This is a genomic window from Streptococcus porcorum (genome assembly GCF_053203725.1).
Genome location: NZ_JBRUDG010000044.1, coordinates 1 through 10,475 on the forward strand (window position 1 = coordinate 1; position 10,475 = coordinate 10,475).

The following is a 10,475-nucleotide window of genomic DNA, read 5'->3' on the forward strand; positions in this document are numbered from 1 at the left end:
TTTTCAATGATTCTTTAGTTCCATCAAAACGCTTGTTCCAGCGCATGAGAGAGGCTTTTGAAACTTTGTAACGTCGACAGATGAAGGCGACAGAGGCACCATTTTGGTAGGTTTTAACAGCGTGGTAACGTGTTTCTAGAGTATGTGGTAAATAGCGAAGATTTTGTGATATACTAGTCATGAGAAGATTCCTTTTTGATGAGTGGTGGTACTCTTATCATATCAGGGAATCTTCTTTTTGACTTCTAGAAGTCTCACATCTATTGTAACGCTACATTTTAAAAACACTGTCGTATCTTACTTTCTTTTATTGTGCTTCAAAATATGATACAATAAAGAATGCGAAATCTGGGAAGATAGGGAGTTTTTCATGCGTTGTCCAAAATGTAATTGTAATAAATCAAGTGTGATTGATAGTCGTCAAGCAGAAGAAGGAACGACCATTAGACGTCGTCGAGAGTGTGACCAGTGTCATTACCGTTTTACAACTTTTGAGAGAATAGAGGATATTCCGCTTGTTGTGGTAAAAAAAGATGGGACGCGAGAATCCTTTTCTCGTGAAAAAATCTATACAGGTATTATAAGGAGTGCTCAAAAACGTCCAGTATCAGCTGAGGTGATCGATCAAGCTATTGCTCGTATTGAGCAGACAATTCGCAGTGACTATGATAATGAGGTTCCCAGTGAGGTTATTGGGAATCTAGTGATGGATGAGTTGGCGGATTTAGATGAGATTACTTATGTTCGTTTTGCAAGTGTTTACCGTAGCTTTAAAGATGTCGATGAGTTGGAAGAGTTGTTGCACCAGTTGACTAAAAGTATGCGTACAAAGAAAAAGAGATTAGACAAAGATGCGAGCGAATGATTCCTTCTACTATCTTGATAAAGGGAGGATAGAGGTTGCTGATCCTTTGACGATGCAACTGTATTATCCCATTATTAAAGCTGATGCTTATATTTTATATTGCTATTTACAAGCTTTTTATGATCAAGGGAAAAAGCGACATGCCTTTCATGAGATTTTAAATCATACTCTCTATAACATGCAACGATTCGAGGAGGCTTTGGCAGTTTTGACGGCTTTAGATCTTGTTCGTTTCTATCAAGATCGTCATTCTTACATCATTGATGTCAGAGCGCCTTTATCTAAAGAAAATTTCCTATCACATGCTCTGTATCGTCATTTATTAGAAGGGGCTATTGGACAAGTTGCAGTTTCTGAGATGGACGAAGAGATTCCAGAGGCTAGAAATCTTTCTAAGAAGTTTTCGGAAGTGTTTGGAAATCAAGGAGAAATTGTTCCATCAGAGCATCCAAAGGTAGCTAAAAACTATTTTGACTTAGATAGTTTTAAACGGTTGATGAGAAGAGATGGGCTTAGTTTTACGGATGAAGAAACGGATCTAGTAGCTATTTTTAACCTATCTGAGCGTTATAAACTAACATGGTATGATACTTATCAATTGGCGAGAGAAACAGCTAGTCAAAATAAGATTTTAGTTTCACGAATGGTGGCTAAAAGGGAAAGTCAGAATTCCCCTTCCACCAATGACTTTAGTGAGAAAGAAAAAATTGTCATCAAAGAAGCCAGAGAAGATAGTCCTGAGGTATTTTTAGCTAAAATTAAAAAGCCAAAGCAGGCAATAGTGACTAGAGATGAAGTTAAAATTTTAGCAGAAATGGCTCAGATGGGATTGCTTGATGAAGTGATCAACATTATGGTACTCTATACCATGAATAAGACTCACTCTGCGAATTTGCATAAAAACTATGTGCTAAAATTAGCCAATGATTTTGTGAGTAAGGGGATTTCGCGAGCTGATGATGCGATGAAGTATCTTCGGTCTGTCGGAGAGAAAAAATCTCAAGCAAAAGAAAAAACGAATAAAACCAATATCCCTAAATGGAGTAATCAAAATTATCAAAATCAAACCAGTCAAGATGAGCAAGAAAAACTAGAAGCCTATCGGCAAAAAGCCCTAGAGCGACTGAGAGATTTGGGAAAGGAGGACTAGATGGAAAAGATAAGCATCCAATACCCCACACGTTTTAACCCAAGAGAGCTAAAAGAGCAGATTTTAAAAGATCCAGACGTGGCCATATTTATAAAAGAGCAAGGTCTAACTCCTGATCAGGTACAGTTGAGTTTAACCAAACTGAATCAGTTTCGTATGGAGCGTGATCGTTTTAATCGTGGTGATGAGGCTTATGTTGCTAAAGGCTATCAGCCCATATTAGTGATGAACGAAGGCTATGCTGATGTCTCTTATAAGGAAACGAAAGAACATCATCAAGCGCAGGAAAAACAGGCAGTGAGCGATCGTATTCATCTGGTCAATCTCCCTAAGTCATATAAGCAGATTGGGCTAGAAGATATTATGCTTGATGATATTAAGCGTATCGAAGCTTTTGAAGCTATTGTGAGTTTTGTAGAGCATTTTCCTCAGATAACAAAAGGTCTATACCTTTATGGTGACATGGGGGTTGGCAAGTCCTTTATGTTAGCTGCCTTAGCAAGAGATTTGTCTGAGAAAAAAGGGTTAAGTACCACTTTGCTTCATTTTCCAAGCTTTGCGATTGATATTCGACATGCCATCAAAACAGGGAATGTCAAAGAAGAAATTGATCGCATTAAAATGGCTGAAATTTTAGTGTTAGATGACATTGGTGCAGAACAAGCTAGTGCTTGGATACGTGATGAGGTCTTACAAGTTATTTTACAGTACCGTATGCTTGAAAATCTGCCAACCTTTTTTACGTCTAATTATAGTATGGCTGATTTGGAGAAAAAATTATCTTCTGGCAAAGCTGATGGTGAGGTTTGGGAAGCCAAGCGTGTGATGGAGCGCATACGTTATTTGGCTACAGAATTGCATTTAGAAGGGGAGAATCGTAGATGACAGATATGATTGATTTGATGTTAAAACATACTTCTGTTAGGCGTTTTACTAATCGTCCAATAGCAGCTGATGAATTAGATCAGATTATTGAGGCAGGCAGAGCAGCATCTTCGTGGAAAAATTTTCAATCCTATTCTATCATTGTTGTTACCTCTGCAGAGAAAAAAGAGGAACTTTATCAACTCACCCCTCAACCTGCTATTTTGCAAGCTCAGGCGATTTTATTATTTGTAGGTGATTTGAACCGAGCAAGTAAGGCAGCTGATTTACATCAAACGGCTTTTGATGCTAGAGGGAGTGAAAACCTTTTGATTTCCTCTGTTGATGCAAGTTTAGCGGGACAAAATTGTCTCCTTGCAGCAGAGAGTATGGGATACGGAGGTGTTTTCATTGGGATGATTCGCCACAAAGCTATGGACGTCGCGACTTGCTTTAACCTTCCAGAATATACTTATCCTATTTTTTGTATTGCACTTGAAGAACCTGCGCAAGAACATCCTGTTAAACCACGCTTGCCAAAAGAAGCTGTCGTCTTTGATGAAGTGTATAAGGAACAGGATTCATCTGTAGTGCTGGCTTATGATGAAGTCCAAAGGATTTATGCGGGTGATCGTCAAACGGAAACTTGGTCTGAACGCCTGATTTCACAATTTGGGCAGGCTGAGCAAAAAGAAACAGAAAAATTATTAAAAAAACATAAACTATTGTAACAAGAAAGAGAGTATTATGGCTTTACCAACTATCGCTATTGTCGGGCGTCCGAATGTCGGAAAATCGACTTTGTTTAACCGTATCGCAGGTGAGCGTATCTCTATAGTAGAAGACGTTGAAGGGGTAACCCGTGACCGTATTTACACAACAGCCGAATGGTTGAACCGTAAGTTTTCAATCATTGATACAGGTGGTATTGATGATGTCGATGCACCATTTATGGAGCAAATCAAACATCAGGCTGATATTGCGATGAGTGAGGCAGATGTCATTGTTTTTGTAGTATCTGGTAAAGAAGGGGTGACAGATGCTGATGAGTATGTGTCAAAGATTTTATATCGTACCCACAAGCCAGTTATTTTAGTGGTTAACAAGGTAGATAACCCAGAGATGCGTAATGATATCTATGATTTTTACGCACTTGGTTTGGGAGATCCTTATCCTGTGTCATCTGTTCATGGTATTGGAACAGGAGATGTTTTAGATGCGATTGTAGAGAATCTTCCAACTGAGGAAGAAGAAGAAAATCCAGATATTATCAAATTTAGTTTAATTGGTCGTCCAAATGTCGGAAAATCAAGCTTAATTAATGCCATCTTAGGAGAGGATCGTGTGATTGCAAGTCCTATTGCTGGAACGACGCGTGATGCTATTGACACAAGCTTTGTTGATAGTGATGGGCAAGAGTTTACTATGATTGATACAGCAGGAATGCGTAAATCTGGTAAGGTTTATGAAAATACAGAAAAATACTCTGTGATGCGTTCTATGCGTGCGATTGATCGCTCTGATGTTGTCTTGATGGTGCTTAATGCGGAAGAGGGAATTCGAGAGTATGACAAACGTATTGCGGGATTTGCACATGAAGCTGGTAAAGGGATTATCATTGTTGTTAATAAGTGGGATACGCTAGAAAAAGATAATCATACCATGAAACAATGGGAAGATGATATTCGTGATAATTTCCAATACATTTCCTATGCTCCGATTATTTTTGTGTCTGCTTTGACGAAACAACGTTTACACAAATTACCAGAAATGATTAAACGCATCAGTCAAAATCAAAATATGCGCATTCCATCTGCTGTTTTAAATGATGTTATTATGGATGCTATAGCAATTAACCCAACGCCAACAGATAAAGGAAAACGCCTTAAAATTTTCTATGCTACTCAGGTTGCAGTGAAACCACCTACTTTTGTCATTTTTGTTAATGAAGAAGAGCTGATGCACTTCTCTTACCTTCGTTTCTTAGAGAATCAAATCCGTCAAGCTTTTGTCTTTGAAGGAACACCAATTCATCTGATTGCACGTAAACGAAAATAAAAGCTTCTGCAACATAAATGTGTCAGCTTTGATCTAACAAAAGTAGAGAAAGATTTTTATCTTGCTTTTTGTCTAAGGTAGACAAGCTTAAAATGGACGCATAAAAATAATATCAAACCCTAATCGTAAGAAGTTAAGATCAGCTTAACTTCTTTTTTATTTTTAAAGTATGCTATAATAGAGGGATAAAGAAAAAGAGGTATCAGTATGGCTAAACTTATCCCAGGGCGAATTCGTAACGAGGGGATTGAGTTATATCAATCGGGAAAATTTGAATTAATAGAAGAAAAAGATTCGGTCATTAAAGCGATGGTAGATGGTAAAATGATTTCATTTTCTTTGGATACAGAGGAAGTTAATTGCCAATGTGATTTCTTTAAATCTAAACAATACTGTCTTCATCAAGCCGCTTTAGAATATTTTATGAAAAATGATTCAGAAGGACAAAAACTGGTTTCTGGTATTAAGGAAGAAAAGAAAGAAAAGCAGGCAACACAGGCAATCACTTCATTTGGAAGTCGTTTTCTTGATCACTTATCTCTAAATGATGATGATACCTTGCGTTACCAATTGTTAGCTGTTGGTGAACAAAGTTTATATACCAATGATATTTGGTGGACCTTACGCATTCGTCGCTTACCAGATGAGAGAAGCTATATCATCCGTGATATTAGAGCTTTTTTACTGGTCATAGAGGAAGAATCTTTTTATCAAATCGGAAAAAAATATTATGAACCGTTGTCTTTGTTGAATTTTGATGCCTCAAGTCAAGAATTGATTACGTTTTTGTGGCGCGTGATTCCTCGAGGTGATCGTTTAGATAGTGAACATATTTTACCAAATCATTCTAGACATTTGGCCTTACCCTTGGGATATTTTGAAGAAGGCTTAGAGTTACTACAGGCCTTACCAGAATCTCAATTAACTTATGCTGATAAAATTTATAAGCAGGTTACCATTCACGATTTGGTGGGAGAAGATGGGCTGATTCAATTCAAAATTGACGTGCATCGCCAGTACATTGAATTGATGATTAAAGAAAAGGACTATAGTAGTTTATTTGATCACCGCTATCTTTTTTATAAAGGTATTTTTTATCATTTGAATCAGAAGCAAAGAAAGTTGGTGGCTAATTTAAAAACCCTTCCGATAGATGAGGATGGGGCAAAGTATCTTCGTTTTAATTTGGAAGAACAAGCAAAATTAGCAGCTAGTTTATTGGATTTTCAAGAGGTTGGTCAAGTTGAGGCTCCTAAAACTTTTCAAATTCGTGATTTTACTCCCAAATTTTATTTTGATAGTTTAAACACAGGGGAAATTAGTTTATCTTTGCGTTATGATTATAGGCAACTAGAAGTAGTGACAGAAGATAGTCTGTTGTCACTCCCTTTTGCTAGTAATTTTAAAAAAGAGGAAAAAATCAAGCGTTTAATGGCACAAGCAGGTTTCGAGGGTTATTTTTCAGCCTATCGCGCCCCACTTTCACCATCTGACTTATATACTTTTTTTGAAGAAACGCTTAATCGTTTTAGAAAAATCGGTCAAGTCTATATCGGTGATACCTTAGCGGGTTTTCATTTAGAAGAAAAACCAAGAGTATCAATAGCAACCAAGGGAAGTTTGTTAGATGTTTCATTTGATTTTTCTAATATCGTAGAAGATGATGTAGATGAGGCCTTGACAGCACTGTATCAAAATGCACCTTATTTTATTAGTCAATCAGGAAAGTTGATTTTATTTGATGAAGAGACTCAAAAAGTTGCTCAAGTCCTCCAAAAATTACGTGCCAAAGCAGCAGTTAATGGGCATTTAGAGTTATCAGGAGTAGCCACTTATCAAATTGCAGATCATTTTAAAAATATATCTAATATTAGTTTTTCAGATGATTTTAAAAAGATGGCACAGGACTTAACACACCCAGAAAATTACCCTCTTCCAAGTTTAAGAGTTCAAGCGGAGTTGAGAGATTATCAATTATCAGGAGTTAGGTGGCTATCTATGCTAGATCACTATGGTTTTGGTGGGATTTTAGCAGATGATATGGGACTAGGAAAAACCCTCCAGACCATTGCCTTTTTATCCTCTAAATTAACTAAGGCATCTAAGGTCTTAATTTTATCGCCTTCCAGTCTGATTTATAATTGGCAAGATGAATTTAAAAAATTCTCACCAGACTTAGACGTGGTTGTTGCTTACGGCTCTAAAGTTAACCGCGATGAGCTTATTCAGCAAGCACATCAGGTTACCATCACAAGTTATACTTCTTTTAGGCAAGATTTTGAGGTTTATCGCCAGTATCAGTTTGACTATTTAATCTTAGATGAAGCACAAGTGATGAAAAATACTCAGACCAAGATTGCTCAACATTTAAGAGATTTTGAAGCTAAGCAGTGCTTTGCTTTATCTGGAACACCTGTGGAAAATAAGCTTTTGGAAATTTGGTCGATTTTTCAGATTGTTTTACCAGGCTTACTTCCTAATAAGAAAACATTTTTAAAATTAGATCCAAAAACTGTATCGCGTTATATAAAACCTTTTGTGATGCGACGTAAAAAAGAAGATGTTCTACCTGAGTTACCTGATTTGATAGAAACGACTTATACCAATGAGTTAGCAGATAGTCAAAAAGCGATTTATCTCGCACAATTACGACAAATGCAAGAAAGAATTAAAGGTGCTTCAGATTCTGATCTTAATCGCAGTAAAATTGAGATTTTATCAGGTATCACTAGACTTCGCCAGATTTGTGATACTCCTAAACTTTTTATGACTTATGAAGGAGAGTCAGGAAAGATTAACAGTTTAAGAGAGCTCCTGCAACAAATTAAAGATAGTGGTCACCGAGCACTGGTCTTTTCTCAGTTTCGAGGAATGCTAGATATTGCAGAAGAGGAGTTGACTAAGATTGGTTTGACAAGTTATAAAATCACAGGTTCTACACCTGCTGATCAACGCCAAGAGATTACAAGGGCATTTAACAGTGGCTCAAAAGATCTGGTTTTGATTTCTTTAAAAGCAGGTGGGGTTGGTTTGAACTTGACGGGAGCTGATACGGTTGTCTTGATTGACCTTTGGTGGAATCCAGCTGTAGAGATGCAAGCAATTAGTCGTGCTCATCGTTTAGGTCAACGAGAAAATGTTGAGGTCTATCGTTTGATTACACGCGGAACAATTGAAGAGAAAATTTTAGAGTTACAAGAAAGCAAGAAACATCTGGTCGCCAGTGTCCTTGATGGAGATGCGACACAATCTAATATGACAATAGAGGAAATAAAAGAGATCCTTGGAATGACGTGATTATTTTTTATAAATGAAAAGATAAATTTTGAAAAGTTTTCTATTTTAGTTTATAATAGGAATGCTATAGAAAGGAAGGGTAGCATGGATCGTAAAAAGAGAAAATTTCCCTTGGTAGCTGATCATGAAATTATTGTTGAGCAACCTAAAATCATGAAATTATATGAAACTGAGGATTTAATTACTAATATCCATGGTACTTATCAAGACAAGGATTATCAAGATATTTTACAAGAGCGTCCCATCTCATCGGCTATAAAGGAAGAAAAAACTAGCGTATCACAAGTGGTGGTATCTGAGGATAAGACTTATGCTGAACAGATGAGGGAAAATTCTAAACGCGATTTGAAAAGAAAGCGTCAAGATTATTTATCCAATAAAATAAAAACCAATCCAGTGTTATCGAGTAAAGCCATTTCATCAACAAAAATGGAATCGAATCCAAAGGTTAAATCTCAAAAGCAGTCTAGTCAAATGCCAAAATCATCTCAGTCTGTGACAGAATTGTCACGTTTTTCGGAGAAACTGAGACAAGAAAATTATATTTTAGCAGAGCTACCTAGTCACTATCAGCAACCTAAAAATCAAAAGAATACTACTAAAAAGAAAAATAACTATGATTTCTTAAAGAAAAGTCAGATTTACAATTATCCAGATAGGCAGTTAAAAACTGAAAAAAGGGTGGCTCAAGAGTTAAATTTGACTCGATTTGAAGATTGATATTAAAGGAGAAAACATGACGAAAACCTATCATTTTATAGGCATTAAAGGCTCAGGCATGAGCGCACTAGCTCTACTCTTACATCAAATGGGCTATCAAGTACAAGGGAGTGATGTTGAAAAATATTATTTTACTCAGCACGGTCTAGAAAAAGCTGGTATTCCATTACTTCCTTTTGATGAATCTAATATTTCAGATGATATTGAAGTGATTGCAGGGAATGCCTTTCGTCCAGATAATAATATCGAGGTTGCTTATGCTGTTGCTAACGGGATTCCTTTTAAACGTTACCACGAATTTTTAGGTGAGTTTATGCGTCGCTTTACAAGCTTTGGAGTGGCAGGAGCACATGGAAAAACCTCTACAACAGGCTTATTGGCACATGTGATGAAAAATATTACAGATACTTCCTTTTTGATTGGTGATGGTACTGGTAGAGGCTCGGCACACAGTCAATATTTCGTATTTGAATCAGATGAATATGAACGTCACTTTATGCCTTATCATCCAGAGTACAGTATTATTACCAATATCGATTTTGATCATCCAGACTATTTTACGGGTATTGATGATGTCTTTAATGCTTTTAACGACTATGCAAAGCAGATTCAAAAGGGATTGTTTATCTATGGTGAAGATGAGTTACTTCGTCAGATTACCTCAGATGCCCCAATTTATTACTATGGATTTGATGAAACAAATGATTTTGTAGCTTATGATATCAAACGTTCAACATCAGGTTCTAACTTTAAAGTGAAGTTTCAAGATAAGGTTTTGGGAGAATTTCATGTTCCTGCTTATGGGCGCCACAATATTTTAAATGCAACGGCTGTAATTGCAAACCTATATATTGAAGGTTTTGATATGACTTTGGTGGCAGAGCATTTGAAAACTTTCTCAGGGGTGAAGCGACGTTTTTCTGAAAAATTGATTAACGAAACGGTTATTATTGATGACTTTGCCCATCACCCAACGGAGATTATTGCGACTTTAGATGCGGCACGTCAAAAATATCCAAGTAAAGAGATTGTAGCTATTTTCCAACCTCATACATTTACACGTACGATTGCCCTTCTAGATGAGTTCGCGCAAGCTCTAAACGAAGCAGATTCTGTTTATTTAGCTCAAATCTATGGTAGTGCGCGTGAAGCGGATAAAGGAGAAGTAAAAGTTGAAGACTTAGCAGAGAAAATTAGTAAGCCTGCTAAGGTTGTGACAGTTGAAAATGTCTCACCGCTTCTCAACCATGATAATGCCGTTTATGTCTTTATGGGAGCAGGAGATATTCAGCTCTACGAACGCTCGTTTGAGGAGTTGTTATCTAATTTGACACAAAATAATCAATAAAAAATACTTAAGCTGGGATAATTTATTCCGGCTTAAGTCTTTATTTAGGGCTCTATAATTTCTGTAGTGGGTAAGAACACCGTGGAAATTATGGAGCCTTTTTGAATATAGAAAAAGGTCCCATATGACCTATAATGAAAAGCGACGAAACTCACATTAGAAAGGGTTCATAT

The 10,475-nt window shown here is 36.8% G+C and carries 9 protein-coding genes; 8 read left to right on the forward strand and 1 reads right to left on the reverse strand.

What is annotated here, in order from left to right:
- A partial coding sequence (locus tag ACVRWY_RS08850) for a transposase (RefSeq protein ID WP_447455794.1) occupies nucleotides 1-181 on the reverse strand: 181 nt, incomplete at its 3' end.
- Nucleotides 182-370: 189 nt separating this feature from the next.
- On the opposite strand from ACVRWY_RS08850, the gene nrdR reads away from it, so the two are divergent.
- The 8 genes from nrdR (at nucleotide 371) to murC (ending at nucleotide 10,302) form a co-directional block, all read left to right on the forward strand.
- Nucleotides 371-865, forward strand: coding sequence for a transcriptional regulator NrdR (nrdR, locus tag ACVRWY_RS08855; RefSeq protein ID WP_354369830.1), 495 nt, complete (start codon nucleotides 371-373; stop codon nucleotides 863-865).
- Nucleotides 852-2,015 (forward strand): replication initiation and membrane attachment family protein, encoded by a 1,164-nt coding sequence (locus ACVRWY_RS08860; protein ID WP_354369829.1) that lies wholly within the window; start codon nucleotides 852-854, stop codon nucleotides 2,013-2,015. Before nrdR ends, ACVRWY_RS08860 begins: the two co-directional genes overlap by 14 nt.
- The gene (gene dnaI / locus ACVRWY_RS08865; protein WP_354369828.1) at nucleotides 2,016-2,900 is read left to right on the forward strand and encodes a primosomal protein DnaI; all 885 of its coding nucleotides are present in this window, start codon (nucleotides 2,016-2,018) and stop codon (nucleotides 2,898-2,900) included.
- Nucleotides 2,897-3,610, forward strand: a complete 714-nt coding sequence (locus tag ACVRWY_RS08870; RefSeq protein ID WP_354369827.1) for a nitroreductase family protein — start codon at nucleotides 2,897-2,899, stop codon at nucleotides 3,608-3,610. The genes dnaI and ACVRWY_RS08870 overlap by 4 nt, the downstream gene beginning before the upstream one ends.
- Before the next feature lie 16 nt (nucleotides 3,611-3,626).
- Nucleotides 3,627-4,937, forward strand: a complete 1,311-nt coding sequence (gene der, locus ACVRWY_RS08875) for a ribosome biogenesis GTPase Der (RefSeq protein WP_354369826.1) — start codon at nucleotides 3,627-3,629, stop codon at nucleotides 4,935-4,937.
- 207 nt (nucleotides 4,938-5,144) lie between these two features.
- Nucleotides 5,145-8,234: a pilus expression-regulating Snf2 family helicase gene (locus ACVRWY_RS08880; protein WP_354369825.1), complete on the forward strand. Its 3,090-nt coding sequence runs from the start codon at nucleotides 5,145-5,147 to the stop codon at nucleotides 8,232-8,234.
- Nucleotides 8,235-8,318: 84 nt separating this feature from the next.
- Nucleotides 8,319-8,954, forward strand: a complete 636-nt coding sequence (gene zapJ / locus ACVRWY_RS08885; protein WP_354369824.1) for a divisome accessory protein ZapJ — start codon at nucleotides 8,319-8,321, stop codon at nucleotides 8,952-8,954.
- Between the two features lie 16 nt (nucleotides 8,955-8,970).
- Nucleotides 8,971-10,302, forward strand: coding sequence for a UDP-N-acetylmuramate--L-alanine ligase (gene murC / locus ACVRWY_RS08890; protein ID WP_354369823.1), 1,332 nt, complete (start codon nucleotides 8,971-8,973; stop codon nucleotides 10,300-10,302).
- The last annotated feature ends 173 nt before the right edge of the window (nucleotides 10,303-10,475 follow it).

Excerpts from the sequence above, each read along its gene's own strand:
- nrdR (WP_354369830.1), top strand. The coding sequence starts at position 371 with ATGCGTTGTCCAAAATGTAATTGTAATAAATCAAGTGTGATTGATAGT.
- ACVRWY_RS08860 (WP_354369829.1), top strand. The coding sequence starts at position 852 with ATGCGAGCGAATGATTCCTTCTACTATCTTGATAAAGGGAGGATAGAG.
- dnaI (WP_354369828.1), top strand. The coding sequence starts at position 2,016 with ATGGAAAAGATAAGCATCCAATACCCCACACGTTTTAACCCAAGAGAG.
- ACVRWY_RS08870 (WP_354369827.1), top strand. The coding sequence starts at position 2,897 with ATGACAGATATGATTGATTTGATGTTAAAACATACTTCTGTTAGGCGT.
- der (WP_354369826.1), top strand. The coding sequence starts at position 3,627 with ATGGCTTTACCAACTATCGCTATTGTCGGGCGTCCGAATGTCGGAAAA.
- ACVRWY_RS08880 (WP_354369825.1), top strand. The coding sequence starts at position 5,145 with ATGGCTAAACTTATCCCAGGGCGAATTCGTAACGAGGGGATTGAGTTA.
- zapJ (WP_354369824.1), top strand. The coding sequence starts at position 8,319 with ATGGATCGTAAAAAGAGAAAATTTCCCTTGGTAGCTGATCATGAAATT.
- murC (WP_354369823.1), top strand. The coding sequence starts at position 8,971 with ATGACGAAAACCTATCATTTTATAGGCATTAAAGGCTCAGGCATGAGC.